The following is a 21281-nucleotide window of genomic DNA, read 5'->3' on the forward strand; positions in this document are numbered from 1 at the left end:
AAATCCCCCCTCACACATGTAATCTTTTCATAGCAAATCCCCCTTTATAACGAATGCGTTAAGAGGGGGATCATTTTATTTCGTTTGACTTGCTCTAATTTTCGTAATAGCTACTTGAGCTGCTTTTTGCTCTGCTTCTTTTTTCGAACGGCCTACACCAACGCCGAGCTCTTCACCATTTAACGATACGCGAGATAAGAATTCGCGATTATGCGCTGGACCTTTTTCTTGCAAAACTTTGTATTCTAATTGTCCAACTCCATCACGTTGAATCACTTCTTGAAGCTGGCTTTTGAAATCCATCACATGAGAAAAAGCACCTTCATTAATTTTCGGAAAGACAACTTTTTTTAGAATCGTTACTACCGTATCAAGCCCTTGGTCTAAATAAAGAGCTCCGATAAATGCTTCAAACACATCGGCCAGTAAAGCCGGTCTAGATCGGCCGCCCGTCATCTCTTCACCTTTTCCAAGTAACACTAGTTTACCAAAATCCATTTCATTTGCAAAAGTAACAAGCGACGGTTCACACACAACTGCTGCACGAAGCTTCGTTAACTCACCTTCACTCATCGTTGGATACTTTTTAAATAAAAATTGTGATACGGTTAGCTCTAATACGGCATCTCCTAAAAACTCAAGACGCTCGTTGTCTTCATACGGTCTTCTGCGATGCTCATTCACATAGGATGAATGTGTAAATGCTTGAAAAAGAAGCGCTTCATTTGTAAACTGAATACCAATTTCCTTTTGAAACTCGGCAAAATTTTGCTTGAATTTCACGTTCATCTTTCGATCTCGATTTGAATATTGTTTAGGCATAAAATACCTCCGCTTACCTGCTTCAATTGTTTCGTAGTTTTTCCCTACCATCTCTCATTATAAAACGAGGTATCCTAAAAGATACACTACCTTTTCAAAAAAAAGAGGTCTTTTTTTGAAATTCTTAAAAAGAAGAGAAAGCCCCGCTGTTTAACGGGGCTTTTCATACATATACTACAGATTAAATTTGGCTCTGTATGTAATTAACTGCATCTCCTACAGTTGAAATTTTTTCAGCTTCTTCGTCAGAAATTTCAATATCGAATTCCTCTTCAAGCTCCATTACAAATTCAACTACGTCTAGAGAGTCAGCACCTAAGTCTTCTTTGAAACTAGATTCTAGTTTCACTTCACTTTTGTCTACACCAAGACGATCAACAATGATTGTTGTTACGCGTTCTAGTACCTCTGCCATTGTTCTTCACCTCCCCTCAAGTCATTATAGATGATTTCCATCTAAAATACTATGGTTGAATAATAAAGTTTATCGGTCGCCTAGTAAACGTCCCTTTGTACTTTATCACCAAATTGCACTTTTCGTAAAGTGCCTTTTTTACATCACCATTCCGCCGTCAACGTGAATCGTTTGACCCGTAATATAACGGCTTGCATCTGATGCTAAAAACGCAACTGCGTTCGCAACATCCTCAGGCTGGCCAAAGCTTGCAAGAGGAATTTGCTTTAACATTTCCGCCTGAACTTCTTCATTCAATTTATCCGTCATGTCTGTTGCAATGAAACCTGGAGCAACTGCATTCACTGTAATATTGCGGCTTGCTAATTCTTTGGCAGTTGTTTTTGTTAAACCAATCACGCCTGATTTTGCTGCTACATAATTTGCTTGTCCAGCATTACCGCTGACGCCGACAATTGATGAAATGTTAATGATGCGTCCTGCGCGCTGCTTCATCATTTGACGAGTAACCGCTTTTGTACACAAAAACACGCCTTTTAAGTTTGTATTAATAACATCATCCCATTCGTCTTCTTTCATACGCATAAGAAGATTATCACGTGTGATGCCCGCATTGTTTACTAAAATATCTACTGAACCAAATGTAGAAATCGCTTCTTTTATCATTGCTTGTACAGAATCACTTTCTGCCACATTTGCTTGTACAGCAATTGCATCCGTTCCTAGTCCTTTAATTTCATCCACAACTTCAAGAGCTTTCGCTTCGCTTCCAGAATAGTTTACAACTACTTTAGCACCAAGCTTTCCCAGCTCAATTGCAACGGCACGACCAATTCCGCGAGAAGCGCCTGTTACAACTGCAACTTTCCCTTGTAACATTTTATTCTCCCCCTTTTAGTGCGTCAATCGTTGATTTTAATGATGTAAGATCATTAACAGCGTAAACAGCCGCACGGCGATTTACTTTTTTCACAAGACCTGATAATACTTTTCCTGGTCCAATTTCAACAAATGTATCTACACCTTCTGCAAGAAGTGTCTCAACTGTTTCTTCCCATCTCACTGGAGAATACAGTTGTTCCACTAGCTTGTTTTGAATATCTTGACTGTCAGTAACCGGCTTTGCTGTTACGTTTGCTACTACTGGAACTTTCGCATCGCTAAAGCCCACTGTTTCTAGCGTATCACGTAATTTTTCAGCAGCTGGCTTCATTAAACTAGAGTGAAACGGACCGCTTACCACTAGAGGAATCACGCGTTTTGCACCTTTTTCTTTGGCAAGAGCTCCTGCTTTTTCTACGCCATTTACCGTACCTGAAATAACAATTTGACCCGGACAGTTAATATTTGCAAGCTGAACAGCGTCGCCTTCGTTTGTAATTTGAGCGGTAACGGCTTCTAGATCTTCCGCAGACATGCCAAGCACTGCTGCCATTGTACCTTGACCTGCTGGTACAGCTTCGTCCATATAGCGACCTCTTTTGTGAACAGCCACAACAGCATCTTTAAACGATAAAACCTCAGCAGCCACAAGCGCACTGTATTCTCCTAGACTGTGACCCGCAACAAAATCGGGTGTAATTCCGCTCGTTTTAAACGCTTCAAGCAGCATTGTACTCGTTGTTAAAAGAGCAGGTTGAGCGTGATAAGTTAAAGTCAATTCTTCTTGAGGCCCTTCAAAAATAATGTTTGAAAGACTGAACCCTAAAGCTTCGTCAGCTGTATGAATCAGCTTTTTTGCTTCCTCTGTTTCATCATATAAATCTTTTCCCATACCAACAGTTTGTGACCCTTGGCCTGGAAAGATAAAAGCAATTTTCCCCATTTCTTATCTCTCCTTTTCTTCATTAGCAGTTTGTTCGATTGCTTTTTGAATAGTGGAAGACACATTGTTTTCCACCATATTCACAGCTTGCTTAATCGCGCTAAATACTGCATTCGCATCCGACGAACCGTGCGCTTTGATAACAGGCGCATGCAATCCAAACAGCCCTGCTCCTCCATATTCACTGTAATCCATTTTCGCTTTTAAACCCTGCAGTTGAGGCTTGAGTACCGCTGCGGCTAACTTGCTTTTTAACGTGCTCATTAATTCTTGTTTAATCATTGAAAACAAGGAAAGCGCCGTTCCCTCAATGCTCTTAAGAGTCATATTTCCTGTAAAACCATCTGTTACAACCACATCGGCTACGCCGTTTAGCAAATCACGAGATTCCACGTTGCCTACAAAATTGAGATCAGCGTTTTTTAGTAGCTGAAAAGCTTGTTTGGTTAAGTCATTTCCTTTTTTATCTTCAGTTCCAATGTTCAACAGTCCCACTCTAGGAGCTTGAATGCCGCGTACTTTTTCGGCATACACCGACCCCATCACAGCGTACTGGAGCAAATGTTCAGGCTTGGCATCAACGTTTGCACCAACGTCTAGCATTAAAAAGCCTTTTCCATCTAGTGTCGGAAGCGTCGGAGCAAGTGCTGGACGTTCAATGCCTTTGATGCGACCTACAATAAAAAGTCCCGCTGTCATTAACGCACCTGTGTTTCCTGCTGAAATACAAGCATCAGCACGACCTTCGGCTACTTCATTTGCCATTAATACCATAGATGCTTGTTTTTTACGGCGCACAGCTCGCACTGGCTCATCAGTTGCATCAATGGTTTCTTCTGTATGAATAATTGAAATACGATCTGAATTTGTTAAATGCTTTTTTATTTCTGATTCGTTTCCAATTAACGTAATATGTAATTTTTTAAATTGAGCAGTAGCTTTTTCTACACCTTCAATAATGGCTTTCGGTGCATGATCTCCGCCCATTGCATCAATAGCTAGTTTCATGTTGGGTCTCATCCTTTTTATTATTTATCCTTTGTAGAACGATACATTTTAAAAGTGCCAGAGAACACTTGCTCTTGCCCTACATAGCTGTTTACCTCAACGGTGGTTCGCACTTCACTAGTTGACAGAACTTTCGCTTTTGCTATCACTCGCTCATGAAGCTTCACAGGGCGATGATAACGGATCGACGCATCTGCTGTGAGCGCTAGTTCGTTGTTAATAACAGCGACAGCTAACGAATTAGCTTGCGCAAAAAGGTGGTGACCACGAGCAATTTGATTACGCTGAAACACATGCTCTGTTTTCACATCAAAAATAGATATCGCTGATTGATCTAGTTCAATGTCGATAACTTCTCCAATTACTTCTTCAATCGGAAGCGAACGCACTTCCTCGTCTAGTTGTTTTGAAGCTACATGCTTAATACGTTCTCGCAGTTCAGGAATCGACAACTCTAGGCGGTCTAATCGAATTGTTTGAACGCTCACTGAAAAACGGTCTGCTAGTTCTTCATCCGTAATAAATGGGTTTTCTTCAATTGTCGTTTTTAATAGCTGCTGTCTTTCTTTTTTACTGCGCTTCATTGTCCACCATCCGAACTTTTAATACTAGGTACTAATAGCAGTATATAATCATTGCCTTCTAATTGCAACATTTTTCACATGCTGTATTCTGTGAATCACACTATGGATATTCATGACTATTAACAGCCGCTAAAAGTATCTACATACATGAAACCGACGTTCACCCTACCAATGAAAAAATCCGAACGAGTTGGATTCTTCATCAAGAATCTCGATTCATCGTTCGGATTTCCCTTCAACTAAACTACTTTCAGCCTCTTTTACTAATCAAATTTTTCTCCAGTTAATACGCCCGTTGCTTCTAATTGTATTCTCAGCAGTGCAAACTGATCTTCTGTCCAAAAGCTGTCGGAATTTACAAGCTTAGCAGCATCTTCTCGAGCTACTTCAAGCGCACGGTAATCGTGCACCATGTCTGCTACTTTAAACTCAGGCATCCCGCTTTGCTTTCTACCAAAGAAATCACCAGGCCCACGAAGCTCTAGGTCTCTTTCTGATAATACAAATCCATCGTTTGTTTCCGTCATGATGGTCATTCGTTCTTTTCCAACTTCTGATTTGGGATCCGCGAGCAGAATACAATACGACTGTGCATCTCCTCGTCCTACGCGTCCTCTTAGCTGATGAAGCTGAGATAACCCAAAGCGCTCTGCATCATAAATGACCATCACGGTTGCATTCGGAACGTTCACTCCTACTTCTACAACCGTTGTGGATACTAAAATCTGCACGTCATTTACGCTAAACTGTTTCATCACTTCTTCTTTTTCATCAGGTGACAATCTTCCGTGCATGAGACCAACGCTTGCTTTTCCATTAAAATAGTGAGTGAGTGTTGCATGCACATCAATTGCATTTTGAACATCCAGCTTGTCCGATTCTTCAATCAATGGACAAATAACATAAGCTTGTCTGCCATCGTGTATTTCTTTTTCAACGAAATGTAAAATACGTTCAAGCATATCATGTTTTACCCAGTACGTTTCAATAGCCTTACGTCCTGCTGGCATTTCATCAATAATGGACACATCCATTTCTCCAAACACCGTAATAGCAAGGGTTCTTGGAATAGGAGTCGCCGTCATAAACAGTACATCCGGACTTTCTCCTTTTTCACGTAAAACCCGGCGCTGTCCAACTCCAAAGCGGTGCTGTTCATCCGTAATGACGAGCCCTAAACTATTATATATAACTTCGTCTTGAATTAAGGCATGTGTACCTACTAATACATGAACATCTCCGTCTCTCACTCGCTGAAGCAGCTCTCTTCTTGCTTTTCCTTTAACAGACCCTGTTAGCAAGCCTACGCTGATGCCTACCTTTTCAAGCATCGCAGTTAATGACTCTGCATGCTGTTCAGCTAAAATTTCAGTCGGTACCATTAAAGCACCTTGATGTCCCGCTAAAACAGTGGCGTATAAAGCAACCGCTGCTACGACTGTTTTACCTGACCCTACATCACCTTGCAGCAAGCGATTCATGCGATAAGGCGATTTCATATCGTGCGTAATTTCGTTTACTACACGTTTTTGAGCGCTTGTTAACGGAAACGGCAGCAAGTTCGTGAAGTTTACCAGCTCAGTTGAATCAAATGCTTGCTTCATTCCAGGCGTTTCTTCTCTTTCGCGCTTTCTCAGCGCCTGCATTTTTAATTGAAAAAGTAGAAATTCTTCATAGACAAATCGACGTCTCGCTTGTTTTAAATCTTCATGATCACGAGGTAAGTGAATACTTCTAACCGCTTCTTCACGCGTTACTAGTTTGTACCTAGAACGAATAGAGGCCGGGAGCATATCCTGAATGCTGCTGCCATAATTCTTCAACGCAAGAGAGACGAACTTCCGCATTCCTTTGACCGTTAAGCTGCCTTTAACTGAGTAAACAGGCTCAATCGTTTGATTTTTAACAAACGGAGAAAATTGAAGCTCCTGCAAGTTAATCGTTTGCCGATGCTGATCCCATTTCCCCGTAACCGTAACAGTTTGATCGATTTCTAACTTCGATTTATAGTAAGGGCGATTAAAACAAGTAACCGTAATCAAATAGCGGTTTACTAGCAGCCGAAACGTAAGGCGCGAACGTTTTTTTCCGTAATACGTAAGTGAGGGGACGCTGTGAACCTTTCCTTCTACGGTGACCTTTTCGTCGTGCTTTGCTTCAGCCAAATCTTTTAACTCATAATCTTCATAGCGGTATGGGAAATGTTCTAACAAGTCATGCACACTGTGAATATGCATATCCTCTAATGCTTGTGCTGTTTCATCTCCAATACCTTTAATGGTTTTAATTGAAATAGTTGTTAGTTCATTCACTTTTATTTAATGCAATACCAAAGATCTTCGCTTCAAGCTCGCGACCTGTTGGTGTTGCCGCTAAGCCTCCTTGTGCAGTTTCTCGTAATGCAACCGGCATTGTTTGACCAATTTTATACATAGCATCAATGACTTCATCACATGGAATACGACTTGTAATGCCTGCTAAGGCCATATCTGCTGCAATCATTGCATTCGCCGCTCCCATTGCGTTTCGTTTCACACATGGAACTTCTACTAGCCCCGCTACTGGGTCACATACTAATCCTAGCATATTTTTGAGAGTAATTGCCATTGCTTCAGCTGCCTGACTAGGTGTACCTCCTGCCATTTCAACGATCGCTGCAGCTGCCATACCTGAAGCTGAACCAACTTCTGCTTGACATCCGCCTGCTGCTCCTGAAATAGACGCATTATTGGCTACAACAAACCCAAAAGCACCTGATGTAAATAAAAATTCAATCATTTCTTTACGAGTGGGATTTAGCTTATGTTGCACTGCAAACAGCGTTCCTGGCACTACCCCTGCAGATCCAGCAGTAGGCGTTGCACAGATTGTACCCATTGCCGCATTTACTTCGTTTGTCGCTACAGCTTTGCTAACTGCATCTAAAATTAAATTTCCAGATAAAGATTTTCCGCTTTGAATATAGTTTTGAAGCAGCACTGCATCCCCGCCTGTTAAACCTGTAACAGACTGTACCCCTTTTAAACCGCGTTCAACCGCTTCTTCCATAACCGTTAAGTTCCGGTCCATTTTTTCCATGATTTCTTCACGAGTAACTCCCGTGATATCTATTTCCTGTTGAATCATAATCTCTGCAATTTTTACATTTTGACTTTCTGCTAATTCTACTAGTTCTGCTACATTTCGAAACATAGTAACCTCCGCTATTATTCTGTCTTATTTTCACTTTAGAACCATATATAATTATTCGATTTATTCTCCCAGGCCTTTCCTATTCAACCATTCTTGTTACTTGAATAATGTGAGGCAATGTTTTTAACTCTTCAATTACATCATCTTCAATATTCGTATCCATTTCAATTGCCATAAGCGCTACTTCGCCGCGCTCTTTGCGAGATACTTCCATATGTCCGATATTAATTGAATGTTTCATCAAAATATTTGTAACGGTCGCAATGGCACCAAATCGATCATTATGCACAACGAGAATAGCTGGATTCATGCCTGATAAATTTAATTCAAATCCGTTAAGCTCCGTAATTTGAATTTTTCCTCCGCCAATTGAAATTCCAACAACTTCAATTTCCTTTAATCCGTCGCTCATTTTGATGCGAGCAGTATTCGGATGGTCTGTGATTGCCGCTTCCTCAACAAATGTGACGTCAATTCCTTCTTTTTTAGCCAAGTCCAAAGACTCCGGAATACGCTGATCGAATGTATCAAAATCTAAAATACCGCCAATCAACGCTACGTCTGTTCCGTGCCCTTTATACGTTTGAGCAAAAGAACCGTACAATGAAACCACAACTTTTGTGGGCTGCTTACCAAAGAGTGTTCGGGCAACGCGTCCAATACGCGCTGCACCAGCCGTATGTGAACTAGATGGTCCAATCATTACCGGACCAATAATATCAAAGACAGATTTATATTTCATAAGGATTTTCCCCCTGCTATTTAGACATTGTTATTACTTATATGTTACTTGAGCTTTTGACTTTTTGGAAGCTTTGTTTCACGCTCTTAAAAAATTTAAAAATTCTCATTTTTGTTAGAGATTCACGCACAAAAAAAGCGGTGTATTTATCCATAAAAATAGGATAAGCACACCGTTTTTTTTGCTATGTTATGCAGGAAAAGATGAATTACTTACGCTGCTTCTTGCTCTGAAGCTACATCGTCTACTGTTTTAATTTTAAAGTTTTTAAAAACAACTGAACCTATAAACCCAGCTAATGCTCCCGCTAGTGCACAAAGTACTGCACAAATTGTGACCTTCATAGGGTCATTAAACCCAAACATCACTGCAAGTCCTGCGATTGGCGTTGCCGTGCCTGCAGCATCATTTACTAATCCGAACAGAGCCACAACTACACCCGCTAGCGCCCCTCCAACAAAGTTGGTAATGTAAATAGGAATTGGATTGGCTGAAATAATATTCGCTTGTGTTAAAGGTTCAACTGCAACTGAAATGGTTGTACGACGATCCCCAATTTTTAATCGATCAAACAGCACATAGTTCATGAAAGAAGAACCAAATACAGCAAGAGCTCCAATCGCCATAGGCAATCCCGTTAACCCTAGCATAGCCGTTAAAGCCATTGAGCTAAGCGGAGCCGTTGCTACTACTGTAATAACTCCCCCTAAAATAATTCCCATCAAAATAGGGCTAGCACTTGTTGTATCTTTAATAATTCCTCCAATATTTAAAAGCGTCGCATCTACAATAGGTGAGAATGCATTACCAATTAATCTTGTTAAAGGTGCTGCAATTAAGATATTGCCTAATAAGTCTAGACCAGCAGGTGCCTTTTTCTCAATAAATTTCACTACAAATGCCATGAGGTATCCCGCAAAAAATCCAGGGAGCAAGCCTAGTCCTGAACACACCACGCCCATCATAAGAGCATATACAGGAGATACTCCTAACGCCAAAGCAACTAGTGCAGCTGCTGCAACTCCTCCCATTCCTCCTGCAGCCTTTCCAACTTCACCTAAGAATGAAATACCTAGTAAATCTCCTCCTACATATGACTGAAAGGCCTCTACGAGAAACGCAGCCACCGCTCCGCTTGCCAGAGCCCCCATTGCTTTCATGCCATAAGGTGCCTTGTTGCTAAACAACCAAAATAAAAATAAAACTAATAATAATAAACCTGTTCCTTTTAAAATATCCACTGTTGCCTCTCCTCTCATGCTGTTTTCTTTCACATTTGACTCAATCAGTTTTCAAAACTACCATACAAACGGGTTCTTTTCAACTAATATACCTAATATGCCGAACGATTACAACATGTAAAAATAAAATAGTTCGTATTTAACTTAAAAAACACAAAAAAGAAGCGCCCCTTGAGAGGAGTGCTTCTTTTTTTGTTATTCAATTGCAAAAATGTAAGAATATAAAGGTTGATCTCCTTTATGAAGCTCTACCTCAACTTCTTCAAACGTTTCTTCTACAAACGATGTTAGCGCTTCAGCTTCATCGTCTGAGACATCCTCTCCTTGAAGAATCGTAAGGATTTCCGCTTCGTCATCAATCATATAAGTCAATAGCTTTTTCGCTGCTTCTAATTTCTCTGAATCTTTTACGACGATTTTCTTTTCGGCAATACCCATAAAATCGCCTTTAGCTAATTCAAGGCCATCAATATTTGTATCGCGAACTGCATACGTTACTTGCCCTGTTTTTACGTGCTGCAGAGCTTCTGTCATTGCTTCCTCGTTTTCTTTTAAGCTTTGCTGAGGATTAAATGATAGCAGCGCTGTCATTCCTTGAGGAACCGTTTTAGACGGGACAACCGAAACGTGACTGCCCGCAACAGCAGCCGCTTGGTTAGCAGCCATTACAATATTTCCGTTATTAGGTAAAATAAGTACCTGTTCTGCATTTGTTTCTTCAATCGCTTTGACAATATCCTCCGTACTTGGATTCATTGTTTGTCCGCCTTCAATGACAACCGTTGCCCCAAGGCTCTTGAACAATTCAGCAATTCCTTTTCCCATTGATACAGTAACAATGCCAAAGGGCTGTTTTTCAGCCTTTTTTACTGCAGGCTTTTCTTCATCTGAAACAATGCTGCTATGCTGTTCTCTCATGTTTTCAATCTTCATTTTAATTAAACTTCCATATTGCTGCCCGTAGTTTAACACTTCTCCAGGATGCTCGGCGTGAATATGAACTTTCACGATTTCATCATCAGATACTACAAGCAATGAGTCGCCCCATTTACTTAAGTCTTGACGAAACGTTTCTTCAGAAAATGTTTTAGCTGCAGGCTTATCCTCTTCCAGCCTTACCATAAATTCTGTACAATAGCCAAATTCAATATCTTCTGTATTCATATGGCTTTGCGCATGCTTATGATGCTCAGCATTTACGAGTTCATTCATCGAAGGAGCTGACATGGGTACACCCGGAAGTTTTTCACCTTTTAATTCAGCTAAAAACCCTTCATAAATTAAAACAAGCCCTTGACCTCCGCTATCCACTACGCCTACTTCTTTTAACACGGGTAAAAGATCTGGCGTGCGATTTAACGAAGCATTAGCTTCCTTAAGTACTTCTTCCATGAACAGAATCATATCAGATTGCTTTTTAGCAGCAGCAGCTGCTTTTTTAGCAGTATCCTTAGCTACTGTTAAAATGGTTCCTTCAATTGGTTTCATAACAGCTTTATAAGCAGTTTCTACACCAAGCTCAAGAGCTTCAGCAAACTCAACTGTTGTAATCGCTGACTTTTGCTCAACCGATTTCGCAAAACCGCGGAATAATTGAGATAAAATAACTCCTGAATTACCGCGCGCGCCCATCAATAAGCCCTTAGACAAAGCTTGACTCACTTGGCCGATGTGATCAGATAGTTTATTTTTTACTTCTTTAGCACCAGACGTAATTGATAAGTTCATATTTGTTCCAGTATCGCCATCTGGCACAGGAAAAACGTTCAGTGCATCTACATAGTCTGCATTGTTAGATAGATGCTGGGCTCCTTGAAGCACCATTTCTCTAAACCGCTTTCCGTCCAACGTTGTCATTGACACGAATCTTCCTCCTTAATTAAACGTTCGTTACACGAACACCCTGCACATAAATATTTACTGAATCAACCGTTAAACCAACCGTTTGTTCCAGCGTGTATTTTACTTTTGTTTGCACATTATGAGCAATTTCAGAAATTTTTGTTCCATAGCTTACGATAATGTACATGTCGATATGTACGTCATCCTCTTCTTGTCTTACTACAATACCTCGTGTAAAGTTTTCTTTGCGAAGAATTTCTGTAAGACCATCTTTAAGCTGATTTTTTGAAGCCATTCCGACAATCCCGTAACAATCAACAGCTGCTCCTCCAGCAATTGTTGCAATTACATCTGTAGAGATATCAATTTGACCATACTTCGTTTTCATTTCGATGGACATACTCGTTCCCCTTTCTACTTTCATAGGTTATAAATATTCTACTATAATCAATCTCGTTTTAAAAGAGGCGTCCAGCTTGTCCCTTTTAAAGATGACAGTATTGGGTATCAACTTGTCTTAAAATAAGTAATTGCCCAAGTTATACCTATTTCTACTCTCTATATTATTGAACATAGATTCATTTTATATGTCAAGGAAAATTTCTTGAAAGCTTTTCTCCAGAACTATTGCATTCTCTTTAAGGCTGTGATAAATTAATATAGTATTTCTCAAAACAGAATTGAGTAGTTTTTTTGGTGTTAGGAGGGAAAATCATGGCACGCAAATGTGTAGTAACTGGTAGAAAAGCTCGTTCAGGTAACGCACGTTCTCACGCAATGAACGCTACTAAGCGTAAATGGGGTGCTAACGTTCAAAAAGTACGTATCTTAGTGAACGGTAAACCAAAACGTGTGTACGTTTCAGCTAGAGCCCTTAAGTCTGGTAAAGTTCAACGCGTTTAATCTTTATAATGAAAAAGCACCATATTTTATGGTGCTTCTTTTATTATTCCGGCGTTGTTAATCTTTTTTAAACGAATTAAGCATGACCTTTACGATCCCACCTAAAAACTTTGGAAGTTTGATTGTATAGAATTTCATACTGTCCCTCCTAACCGTCTCCACACTTTATCTCCTTTTAAAGAAAGCCCTATGTCCTGCTCTCATTTTCCATACTTCATCACAAGCAACGTTTATCATTGCTTCTTACCATCATTAATATGCCTTTTGTAAATGAAAAAGTACCTCTTTGTTGAATAAGTTCATTGCTAATACATAAAGTTGAGCCGAGTTCTACTTCATGCTTATTGAGCGGATATTTGAAACCTTCTAGCGTAAGCTCTTTTACACCGCCTGCAAAAGGAACGAATGAAATATAGTGAAACTCCTTTAAACGATCAACATGATAAGTGCCTGGTTCAAACAATTGAATGATATTTTGATTGTCAATCATTTGTACATTCGCTTTCTTTTTTAAGCCTTTGTACAGGAGCTGAATGCTTCCAAACATGTGGTCAAGTCTTCCACCTGTTGCTCCAAAGATACAAATACTGTCCGGTTTTTGCTCTATTGCCCACTCAAAAGCAAGTTCCAAATCAGTTGCATCTTTTTCCGCAGGATACAATTCAACATCTTGTAATGCTTCTCTCACTAGCTTAAGCTGCGCATTTGTAATGGAATCAAAATCTCCGAATGCTTTCACGGGCAAAATGTCTTGTTGAAGAAGCAGGAATACGCCCCGGTCTACTCCTACCCACTTTACATCATTTGATTGGTGCAGGAGTGGCATATGTTCATCCGGTCCCCCTGCTAGAATATGAATTTTCATTATGTATATGCTCCTTTTCTATTAAAAAATGAACGAAATAAATATGTTTTCTTTATCCTAAAAGAAAAAGCTGCTGTGTACAAGTTCTACCCGTTGTACACAGCAGCTTTTATTACTTACGCTTGAACAGTTGTGCGAATTTGGCTGATTGCGCCAGCTCGATCTTCTTGATTATAAATAGCTGAGCCAGCCACTAAGACATTTGCTCCTGCTTCTACACATTTTCTTGCTGTTTCTTCATTAATTCCTCCATCAACCTCTACTTCAATAGAAAGGTGACGGATTTCAATAAGCTGAGAGATTTGCTCAATTTTCGGCAGTACACTTGGAATGAAGTTTTGTCCTCCAAAGCCTGGGTTCACCGTCATTAATAAAATAAGATCGATATCTTCTAAGATATGCTTTACCACGTCAATTGGCGTTGCAGGATTTAAAGCAACGCCTGCTTTCATACCGTGCTCTTTGATTAATTGAATGGTGCGGTGCAAATGAGTACACGCTTCAGCATGTACCGTTAAAATATCAGCACCTGCCTTTGCAAACATTGGAACGTATTGATCTGGGTTTTCAATCATTAAATGCACATCTAATGGCAGTGTTGTGACAGGGCGTACAGCCTCAACGATAAGCGGTCCAATTGTAATATTAGGAACAAAATGGCCATCCATAACGTCTATATGGATGTAGTCTGCTCCACCTGCTTCAACTTCACGAATTTCTTCAGCAAGCTTTGAAAAATTGGCAGATAAAATGGAAGGTGCGATTTTTGTCATTTTTAATACCTCGGCTTTCTTTGCTTAATTTCCTCAATAAATTGCAAGTAATGTTCGTAGCGATAACTCGGAATTTCTTTTTGTTCGTATGCTTCTTTCACCGCACATTTTGGTTCTTTCACATGCAAACAACCTCGAAATTTACACTGTTCACTCAAACGCGACATTTCAGGAAAACAATCGGTCAACTCTTCTACTTCTAACGTTAAAAATTCCAGTGAGCTAAAGCCTGGCGTATCAGCTACTAAACCTTCACCAAACGAAATCAGTTCTACATGACGTGTTGTATGCTTTCCTCTTCCAAGTGACATTGAAATATCATTTGTCTTTAACTCAAGCTCTGGTTTAAGCGTATTTAGCAGTGAAGATTTACCTACACCTGACTGTCCAGCAATAACCGTTACGCGATCTTCAAATAACGGCTGAATTTGTTCCATGCCTTTTTCTGTGACTGTCGACGTTAAAATGACCTCATATCCTATTTTACGATATTCTTCGGCATATTGCTCGATTTCTTGCTTTTGTTGCTGTGATAAAAGATCTACTTTTGAAATACAAATAATAGGTTCAATATGATTAGACTCCACTAACACTAAAAATCGGTTAAGAAGCATTGTACTAAAATCAGGTTCAATCGCTGAAAAAACAAGCAGCGCCTGATCAACATTTGAAATTGGGGGACGAACTAATTCATTTTTACGTTCTTTAATTTCAAGTATATATCCTTCAAGCTTATTTTCCGCCTGAAATACTACATTGTCACCGACTAAAGGCGTTACCTTCTTTTTACGAAAAACACCTCGTCCTCGACATTGCGTTACTTGTCCGTCATGAAGAACATAATAAAATCCGCTAAGGGATTTAATAATTCTTCCTTCTGGCATAACCTCACTCCTATCACTCTGGATATTCAACGTCTTTTTCTTCAATAACTTCCCCGTCTCGGACAATTTTATAAGACGCTTTTTCATTTTCATCAACTAAAACATCGAATGATTCTTTTGTTGTTTCAGTAATCGTTAGTTCTTTAGCAGGAACCGACATATCGTTATCTGCATCTTCGATATAAATTTGTACTTTTTGCGGCTTTGGCTTTTCCTCTTCTGTTTCAGTGGCATCGCCTGTTTCCGTTGCGTCGCCTTGTTCCGTGCTTGCTTCGGTGTCAGCCTCTTCTTTATACGGAATGGTAACATCCACTGACACCGTTTGAGGAGCTTTTGGCTCTTTGCCCATTGAGACCGTAATGGTGAGCTTATCACCTTGCTCAATACTCTGCTCCGCTGCAGGCTTTTGAGACATCACAAGACCTTTTTCAACAGTGTCGGAATACGCTGTTTTTACGTCCACTTCAATATCTTCATCTGATGCATAATCTTTTACGCTTTTTTCCGTCCAGCCCGAGAAATCCTTTAATGCAATCTTCGGCGGACCTTTACTTACCCATAGAGTAACCGTTGTATCTTCCGGCACGACTTGTTCGGTTTCTTTAGGCGTCTGATCTGTAATATTGCCTTTTGGTTCTGTGCTTTCAACTTCGATGGATTGGATATCTTTATAATTCTGCTTTTCTAACAGACTTTTTACTTCCGTAAAGCTTCTTCCAATGTACCGGTTAAATCCTTCTTTTTTCTTTCCTGTACTTCGATAAATAATGACGTTAGAGCCTTCTTTGATCACGTCTCCCGCTTCTGGCATCGTTTTAACCACGTCGCCTTCTTCCACCTCATTATCAGATATATCTTTAGGATTCTTCACTTTAAAGCCTAAAGAAACTAAATCGGTTACAGCTGATTCATAATCTTGATTATGTAAATCAGGAACCTTTACGTCTTTTGGCAGTAATAAAGCCGGAATGAATGTAACGGCGGCTACGCTAGCAGCTGCCAGCAGCAAAAAAATTAAAACAAGCGTTACAATCAGCTTGCTTTTGCCTTTTTTCTTTTTCTTCTTTTTTTTCTTCGGCTTTACTTCTTCTTCTTCTTGTTCTTCGCGCTCTAAGTGAGGTGGTTTTCTCACAGGTACGTGCGTTTCTTCGGATTCAACAAAATCCTCCTTAATAACGGGAATGGCTTTTGTCACTTCTTCATCATCAGGCACCGTAAATCTTTGTTCATTATAACGATTTGGATGAACAGCAGACTGTAAATCCGCTTCGAGTTCTTCGACGGAACTGTATCGGTAAAATGGATCTTTAGTTGTTGCTTTTAATACAACATTCTCCACGCTTTGAGGGATAGATGGATTCCACCTTTTTGGAGAAGGTGTTTCTGTCTGTAAATGTTTTAATGCAATTGACACAGCCGATTCCCCAGAAAAAGGGACTCGACCCGTTAGCAATTCAAATAGGACGATGCCAAGCGAATAAATATCAGAACGCTTATTCGCAAGCCCTCCCCTTGCCTGTTCAGGAGATAAATAATGAACAGAGCCCAAAACAGAATTAGTATGCGTAATGGTTGTAGAACTTAGTGCTACGGCAATGCCGAAGTCAGTAACTTTAATGGTATCATCATGATCAATTAAAATATTTTGAGGCTTAATATCCCGGTGAATAATTCCGTACTGATGAGCATGGGCAATAGCTGATGTAATCTGCGTCATAATATGTATGGCTTTATCAAGAGATAATGGTGATTCTTGCAGAATGTATTGCTTTAATGTCATACCCGGTACATATTCCATGATGATATAGTAAATATCTTCTTCTTCTCCAACATCATAAATGCTGACAATATTAGGATGAGCAATACTCGTAGCAGATTGAGCTTCTCGATGGAAACGCTTTATAAACGCATCGTCACTTGCAAAGTCTAAACGAAGCACTTTAATTGCCACATCACGATCCAAAATCATGTCGCGACCTAAATAGACGTTTGCCATTCCGCCTCCACCAATTACTTGCAATACCTTATAACGGTCGTTTAGCCGTCTACCTATTAGCAACACTCTCACCCACTTTCAGATGTAAAGTCCACAATTGCAAGTGTAATATTGTCTTCTCCACCAAGCTCATTTGCTAATTGAATCAGGCTCGTACCCTTTTCGTGAAGTGATGAACTTGTTGATAACGTTTCGTTCAGCTTTTGTTCCGTTACCTTATTTGTCAGTCCATCTGAACATAATAATAATCGATCTTCTTTTTCCACTTCAATTGTTTTTACATCTAAACTAACATTTTCTTCGGTACCTAGTGCTCGCAATAAGATATTTTTTCGCGGATGATGTTCAGCATCTTCTTTTGTGATTTGACCATTTTTTACGAGTTCATTCACAAGAGAATGATCTTCTGTTACTTGTTGAAATCCATATTCATTGGAAATATAGCACCTGCTGTCTCCTATATTACCAATCGCACAAAACGTATCGGCGCATAAAGCAAGTACAACTGTCGTACCCATGCCTTTACACTCTTCATGCTCCTGAGCATACCGATAAATATCTTGATTAATTTGGGAAACATGCGTACGAATCCACTGCGTCGCCTCATCAGGAGACGTTACTTTGTTCGCTTCTTCCCACGCTATTTGCAATTTTTGAACCGCCATCTCACTGGCGATGTCGCCAGCTCGATGACCTCCCATACCATCAGCCACAATTGCAAGCAGCTGATTATGTTGGTTCAAAAATACCCCTCCGTTATCTTCATTGTGTTGTCTAACTCTCCCTCGGTCTGTCATGAAGACAGTTGCCATACAATCACCTCGTCTCTTCTTTACGCTCCTTCGCACGTAATTGGCCACAAGCTGCATCGATGTCATGACCTTGCTCACGTCGAATAGTCACGTTAACGCCACGCTTTTTAAGCGTACGTTCAAATGCAAAAATCTGTTCACGCGGTGTACGAACATAATCACGCTCAGGCACATAGTTTACCGGAATCAAGTTCACGTGACATTTAACGTCTTTAATCAAATCCGCTAATTCCTCCGCATGCTCTACTTGATCGTTTACTCCTCCGAATAGACCATACTCAAAGCTAATACGTCTTCCCGTTTTATCCGTATAATATTTAATGGCTTCCATCAAATCAGGAAGTTTATACGCGCGGTTAATCGGCATTAAGCGTGAGCGGATGTCATTGTTTGGAGCGTGAAGTGAAATCGCAAAATTGATTTGCATTTTTTCATCAGCAAACTTATAGATTTTTGGAATGATTCCACTTGTCGATACTGTGATATGACGTGCACCAATATTTAATCCATCATCACTGTTAATTGTTTTTAAGAAGCGCATCATTTCATCATAGTTATCAAATGGCTCCCCAATACCCATAATTACGACAGAGCTCACGCGTTCTCCTTGTTCATCTAGCGCTTTTTGTACTTTTACTACTTGCGCTACGATTTCTCCAGCTTCTAAGTTACGCTTTAAACCTCCAAGAGTAGACGCACAGAACGTACAGCCGATGCGACAGCCAACTTGAGTTGTTACGCAGACAGAATTTCCGTATTCATGACGCATAAGCACCGTTTCAATCGTATAACCGTCATGGAGTTCGAATAAAAACTTCATCGTGCCGTCTCCAGACGTTTGCTGAACAACTGTTTTTAATGTCGTTAATGCAAATTTGTCTTTTAATTGTTCACGTAATCCTTTAGATAAGTTTGACATATCGTCAAAGTCCGTTACGCGTTTAACATATAACCAGTCAAAAATTTGTTTAGCACGGAACTTCTTATCACCATGTTCCACTAACCAATTTTCTAGGTCGTGCATTTCTAATGAATAAATAGATGGTTTTTGCGTTTTTTCTTCTGCTTTTGCTTTTCTTTTAGCTACTTCTTCCATTTTTACACCTTCTTCTGTAAACATGCAATATAAAATCCATCGCTTTGTGCATCTGGCAGCAATTGAATTTCACCATGTTTTACGTTTTGTTTAAGTCTTTGCGGCATGCGTGCAGCAAGCGTTTCGTCTTTTTGAAAATCAGCATGATCTGCTAAAAATGCTGCTACAACATCCCCATTTTCATCCCGATCGATTGTACATGTACTATATACGAGGGTCCCACCTTTTTTTAATAAAGGCGCAACCGCATTTAAAATATCTTGTTGAATACGCGCCAGCTGCTTTACATCCTGCTCAGTTTTTGTATATTTCAAATCAGGTTTACGTCTCATCACACCAAAACCTGAGCACGGGGCATCTACTAAAATGCGGTCAAACATTTCTTTATCAAACTGTTCACCGGCTTTGCGGCTGTCTTGAACCGTTGGCTCAATATTGGTAAGATGCAGACGCTCTGCCTGCTGGGCAATCAGCTTTACTTTATGGTCATGAATGTCCAAGGAAATAACTCTACCACTGTTTTTAAGCTGCTCTGCAATATGAGTTGATTTTCCTCCCGGTGCAGCACAGCTATCTAAAATCAGCTCTTCTGCTTCTGCACCTAGCGCATGAGCTACTAACATAGAGCTTTCATCTTGAACGGTAAACATTCCTTCACGAAATGCTTGTGTATGAGCTGCATTTCCTTTTTGAACTTCTAGCGCTTCTTCTACAAAATGGCCTGGTTCTACAACAATACCTTCTTTTTCAAGCGCTTCTTTTACTTCATTTTGCGTAAAGCGTGCACTGTTTACTCGGATTGTTTGTTTAGGGGCCATTAAATTAGCTAAACAGATTCCGCGTGTTTTGTCCAATCCATATTGTTCCACCCAGCGTTTTACAAGCCATACTGGATGACTCGTTTCAATTGCCAAGCGCTCCACAGGATTTTGTATTTCTTCTAAAGAAGGCGTGCCGCTGCGCTGAATATTTCGTAAAACGCCGTTTACCATTGAGGCAATTCCTTTGTGACCACGTTTTTTAGCAATTTCTACTGCTTCATGAAGGATTGCCCGGTCAGGTACTCGATCTAAATACATCATCTGATAAAGAGATAAACGAAGCAGCACTCGCACCCAAGGCTGAAGTTTTTTGGGATTTTTCAAGAAAGGGGCTAACCCGTAATCTAACGTATCACGTCTTTGAATCGTTCCATACACAATTTCCGTTAGCAGCCCTGCATCTTTCCCTTGAATACCACGTTTTTGTATACTGTTATTTAACAATAGATTGCTGAATGCCTGATTTTTTTCAATAGCTAGTAAAATATCTAAAGCTATGTCTCGAACGTTGTACTTACTCATTGACATCCCCTAATACTGTTCCGACTTCAACGGATGTACCTCGTAAATACTGCGCTGCATCCATACGTTTTTTTCCAGCCGGCTGAAGTTCCGTCACTTTAATAGCTGTTTCATTTCCAGTTGCTACTACAAATCCGTCCTCTTCAAGTGATAAAACGGTACCCGGTTTGCCTGATGCGGATACTTTCTCTCCCCACCAAATTTTCATGACTTGACCGTCTGCTGTTGTATAAGCAACGGGCCAAGGATGAAGTCCGCGGATATGATTATAAATTTCTTCTCCTGTACGGGCCCAATCAATTTTCTCTTGTTCACGCTTAATATTAGAAGCAAATGTCGCTTCGCCATCGTTTTGTTTAACCGGCGTAATTTCACCTTTCACAAGAGAAGGAATGGTTTCTGAAAGCAATTTTGCACCAGCAGCGCTGAGTTTATCGTGAAGTGTGCCCACGTGATCACGTTCTTCAATCGGAACTTCTACCTGTGTTAAGATATCACCTGCATCTAATTTTTCTACCATATACATAATTGTAACACCAGTTTTCGGCTTACCTTGTAGAATTGAATAGTGAATCGGCGCGCCTCCGCGCAGTTCAGGTAACAGAGAAGCATGTACGTTAATACAGCCGTATTTAGGCGCTTCTAAAATAGGAGTTGGTAAAATTTGACCAAAAGCCGCTGTTACAATTAGGTCAGGCTCATACGCTAACACTTGCTGATATTCTTCTTCTAAACGAATCTTTTCTGGCTGCAGTACAGGTATTTCATGTTTTAACGCCTCAACTTTTACAGGAGGAGGTGTTAATACGCGCTTGCGTCCTTTTGGTCGGTCCGGCTGTGTAACCACTGCGACCACTTCATATCCATCTTTAAGTAATGTTTGTAAAACCGGCACTGAAAAATCCGGCGTTCCCATAAATACGACTTTCATCGTGTAA

22 protein-coding genes are annotated in these 21281 nt (G+C 40.2%); 1 reads left to right on the forward strand and 21 read right to left on the reverse strand.

The window, feature by feature from the left end; genetic code table 11:
- Positions 1 to 75 precede the first annotated feature (75 nt).
- The 12 genes from rnc to CEQ83_RS20460 all read right to left on the reverse strand — a co-directional run bounded on the left by rnc (position 76) and on the right by CEQ83_RS20460 (position 12071).
- On the reverse strand, positions 76 to 822 hold the full coding sequence (rnc, locus tag CEQ83_RS20405; protein WP_013058904.1) for a ribonuclease III: 747 nt from the start codon (positions 820 to 822) through the stop codon (positions 76 to 78).
- A 181-nt stretch (positions 823 to 1003) separates the two neighbouring features.
- Positions 1004 to 1237, reverse strand: coding sequence for an acyl carrier protein (gene acpP / locus CEQ83_RS20410; protein WP_013058905.1), 234 nt, complete (start codon positions 1235 to 1237; stop codon positions 1004 to 1006).
- A gap of 138 nt (positions 1238 to 1375) precedes the next feature.
- On the reverse strand, positions 1376 to 2116 hold the full coding sequence (gene fabG / locus CEQ83_RS20415; protein ID WP_013058906.1) for a 3-oxoacyl-[acyl-carrier-protein] reductase: 741 nt from the start codon (positions 2114 to 2116) through the stop codon (positions 1376 to 1378).
- A 1-nt stretch (position 2117) separates the two neighbouring features.
- Complete coding sequence (gene fabD, locus CEQ83_RS20420) at positions 2118 to 3062, reverse strand: ACP S-malonyltransferase (protein WP_028411445.1); 945 nt, start codon at positions 3060 to 3062, stop codon at positions 2118 to 2120.
- A gap of 3 nt (positions 3063 to 3065) precedes the next feature.
- Positions 3066 to 4070: a phosphate acyltransferase PlsX gene (gene plsX, locus CEQ83_RS20425; protein ID WP_155017486.1), complete on the reverse strand. Its 1005-nt coding sequence runs from the start codon at positions 4068 to 4070 to the stop codon at positions 3066 to 3068.
- Positions 4071 to 4090: 20 nt separating this feature from the next.
- Positions 4091 to 4654 (reverse strand): transcription factor FapR, encoded by a 564-nt coding sequence (fapR, locus tag CEQ83_RS20430; RefSeq protein ID WP_013058909.1) that lies wholly within the window; start codon positions 4652 to 4654, stop codon positions 4091 to 4093.
- A 263-nt stretch (positions 4655 to 4917) separates the two neighbouring features.
- Complete coding sequence (recG, locus tag CEQ83_RS20435) at positions 4918 to 6966, reverse strand: ATP-dependent DNA helicase RecG (protein ID WP_154973139.1); 2049 nt, start codon at positions 6964 to 6966, stop codon at positions 4918 to 4920.
- A complete protein-coding gene (gene sdaAA, locus CEQ83_RS20440) occupies positions 6959 to 7846 on the reverse strand; it encodes an L-serine ammonia-lyase, iron-sulfur-dependent, subunit alpha (protein WP_013084817.1) in 888 nt (295 codons plus the stop codon). Before sdaAA ends, recG begins: the two co-directional genes overlap by 8 nt.
- A gap of 79 nt (positions 7847 to 7925) precedes the next feature.
- The gene (gene sdaAB / locus CEQ83_RS20445; protein WP_028411448.1) at positions 7926 to 8588 is read right to left on the reverse strand and encodes an L-serine ammonia-lyase, iron-sulfur-dependent subunit beta; all 663 of its coding nucleotides are present in this window, start codon (positions 8586 to 8588) and stop codon (positions 7926 to 7928) included.
- 212 nt (positions 8589 to 8800) lie between these two features.
- Positions 8801 to 9829 (reverse strand): PTS sugar transporter subunit IIC, encoded by a 1029-nt coding sequence (locus tag CEQ83_RS20450; RefSeq protein WP_016765419.1) that lies wholly within the window; start codon positions 9827 to 9829, stop codon positions 8801 to 8803.
- 195 nt (positions 9830 to 10024) lie between these two features.
- Positions 10025 to 11692 carry a DAK2 domain-containing protein gene (locus CEQ83_RS20455; RefSeq protein WP_154973138.1) on the reverse strand — a complete coding sequence of 556 codons (1668 nt, stop codon included), beginning with the start codon at positions 11690 to 11692 and terminating at the stop codon, positions 10025 to 10027.
- A gap of 16 nt (positions 11693 to 11708) precedes the next feature.
- Entirely contained in the window at positions 11709 to 12071 is a 363-nt protein-coding gene (locus CEQ83_RS20460) for an Asp23/Gls24 family envelope stress response protein (RefSeq protein WP_013058913.1), read from the reverse strand.
- 314 nt (positions 12072 to 12385) lie between these two features.
- Here CEQ83_RS20460 and rpmB point away from each other — a divergent pair, with 314 nt between their 5' ends.
- The gene (rpmB, locus tag CEQ83_RS20465; protein WP_013058914.1) at positions 12386 to 12574 is read left to right on the forward strand and encodes a 50S ribosomal protein L28; all 189 of its coding nucleotides are present in this window, start codon (positions 12386 to 12388) and stop codon (positions 12572 to 12574) included.
- A gap of 57 nt (positions 12575 to 12631) precedes the next feature.
- Here the strand turns inward: rpmB and spoVM are convergent, their stop codons facing one another.
- From spoVM to fmt, 9 genes are all read right to left on the reverse strand, one after another.
- A complete protein-coding gene (gene spoVM / locus CEQ83_RS20470) occupies positions 12632 to 12712 on the reverse strand; it encodes a stage V sporulation protein SpoVM (protein WP_016765421.1) in 81 nt (26 codons plus the stop codon).
- 79 nt (positions 12713 to 12791) lie between these two features.
- Complete coding sequence (locus CEQ83_RS20475) at positions 12792 to 13439, reverse strand: thiamine diphosphokinase (protein WP_098999581.1); 648 nt, start codon at positions 13437 to 13439, stop codon at positions 12792 to 12794.
- A 116-nt stretch (positions 13440 to 13555) separates the two neighbouring features.
- Positions 13556 to 14212: a ribulose-phosphate 3-epimerase gene (gene rpe / locus CEQ83_RS20480; RefSeq protein ID WP_013058916.1), complete on the reverse strand. Its 657-nt coding sequence runs from the start codon at positions 14210 to 14212 to the stop codon at positions 13556 to 13558.
- Between the two features lie 2 nt (positions 14213 to 14214).
- Positions 14215 to 15096 (reverse strand): ribosome small subunit-dependent GTPase A, encoded by an 882-nt coding sequence (rsgA, locus tag CEQ83_RS20485; RefSeq protein WP_155017487.1) that lies wholly within the window; start codon positions 15094 to 15096, stop codon positions 14215 to 14217.
- A gap of 13 nt (positions 15097 to 15109) precedes the next feature.
- Entirely contained in the window at positions 15110 to 17155 is a 2046-nt protein-coding gene (gene pknB / locus CEQ83_RS20490) for a Stk1 family PASTA domain-containing Ser/Thr kinase (RefSeq protein WP_186806720.1), read from the reverse strand.
- Positions 17156 to 17160: 5 nt separating this feature from the next.
- Entirely contained in the window at positions 17161 to 17904 is a 744-nt protein-coding gene (locus CEQ83_RS20495; RefSeq protein WP_028411452.1) for a Stp1/IreP family PP2C-type Ser/Thr phosphatase, read from the reverse strand.
- Positions 17905 to 17908: 4 nt separating this feature from the next.
- The gene (gene rlmN / locus CEQ83_RS20500) at positions 17909 to 19000 is read right to left on the reverse strand and encodes a dual-specificity RNA methyltransferase RlmN (RefSeq protein WP_028411453.1); all 1092 of its coding nucleotides are present in this window, start codon (positions 18998 to 19000) and stop codon (positions 17909 to 17911) included.
- Positions 19001 to 19002: 2 nt separating this feature from the next.
- Complete coding sequence (gene rsmB / locus CEQ83_RS20505) at positions 19003 to 20343, reverse strand: 16S rRNA (cytosine(967)-C(5))-methyltransferase RsmB (protein ID WP_028411454.1); 1341 nt, start codon at positions 20341 to 20343, stop codon at positions 19003 to 19005.
- Positions 20336 to 21274 carry a methionyl-tRNA formyltransferase gene (fmt, locus tag CEQ83_RS20510; protein WP_028411455.1) on the reverse strand — a complete coding sequence of 313 codons (939 nt, stop codon included), beginning with the start codon at positions 21272 to 21274 and terminating at the stop codon, positions 20336 to 20338. The genes rsmB and fmt overlap by 8 nt, the downstream gene beginning before the upstream one ends.
- Between the last annotated feature and the right edge of the window lie 7 nt (positions 21275 to 21281).

The sequence above is a fragment of the Priestia megaterium genome, assembly GCF_009497655.1.
Lineage (GTDB): Bacteria > Bacillota > Bacilli > Bacillales > Bacillaceae_H > Priestia > Priestia zanthoxyli.

Bases quoted from the DNA above. Each gene is read 5' to 3' on its own strand.
- rnc (WP_013058904.1), bottom strand. From the start codon at position 822: ATGCCTAAACAATATTCAAATCGAGATCGAAAGATGAACGTGAAATTC.
- acpP (WP_013058905.1), bottom strand. From the start codon at position 1,237: ATGGCAGAGGTACTAGAACGCGTAACAACAATCATTGTTGATCGTCTT.
- fabG (WP_013058906.1), bottom strand. From the start codon at position 2,116: ATGTTACAAGGGAAAGTTGCAGTTGTAACAGGCGCTTCTCGCGGAATT.
- fabD (WP_028411445.1), bottom strand. From the start codon at position 3,062: ATGGGGAAAATTGCTTTTATCTTTCCAGGCCAAGGGTCACAAACTGTT.
- plsX (WP_155017486.1), bottom strand. From the start codon at position 4,070: ATGAAACTAGCTATTGATGCAATGGGCGGAGATCATGCACCGAAAGCC.
- fapR (WP_013058909.1), bottom strand. From the start codon at position 4,654: ATGAAGCGCAGTAAAAAAGAAAGACAGCAGCTATTAAAAACGACAATT.
- sdaAA (WP_013084817.1), bottom strand. From the start codon at position 7,846: ATGTTTCGAAATGTAGCAGAACTAGTAGAATTAGCAGAAAGTCAAAAT.
- sdaAB (WP_028411448.1), bottom strand. From the start codon at position 8,588: ATGAAATATAAATCTGTCTTTGATATTATTGGTCCGGTAATGATTGGA.
- CEQ83_RS20460 (WP_013058913.1), bottom strand. From the start codon at position 12,071: ATGTCCATCGAAATGAAAACGAAGTATGGTCAAATTGATATCTCTACA.
- rpmB (WP_013058914.1), top strand. From the start codon at position 12,386: ATGGCACGCAAATGTGTAGTAACTGGTAGAAAAGCTCGTTCAGGTAAC.
- spoVM (WP_016765421.1), bottom strand. From the start codon at position 12,712: ATGAAATTCTATACAATCAAACTTCCAAAGTTTTTAGGTGGGATCGTA.
- CEQ83_RS20475 (WP_098999581.1), bottom strand. From the start codon at position 13,439: ATGAAAATTCATATTCTAGCAGGGGGACCGGATGAACATATGCCACTC.
- rpe (WP_013058916.1), bottom strand. From the start codon at position 14,212: ATGACAAAAATCGCACCTTCCATTTTATCTGCCAATTTTTCAAAGCTT.
- rsgA (WP_155017487.1), bottom strand. From the start codon at position 15,096: ATGCCAGAAGGAAGAATTATTAAATCCCTTAGCGGATTTTATTATGTT.
- CEQ83_RS20495 (WP_028411452.1), bottom strand. From the start codon at position 17,904: ATGGCAACTGTCTTCATGACAGACCGAGGGAGAGTTAGACAACACAAT.
- rlmN (WP_028411453.1), bottom strand. From the start codon at position 19,000: ATGGAAGAAGTAGCTAAAAGAAAAGCAAAAGCAGAAGAAAAAACGCAA.
- rsmB (WP_028411454.1), bottom strand. From the start codon at position 20,343: ATGAGTAAGTACAACGTTCGAGACATAGCTTTAGATATTTTACTAGCT.
- fmt (WP_028411455.1), bottom strand. From the start codon at position 21,274: ATGAAAGTCGTATTTATGGGAACGCCGGATTTTTCAGTGCCGGTTTTA.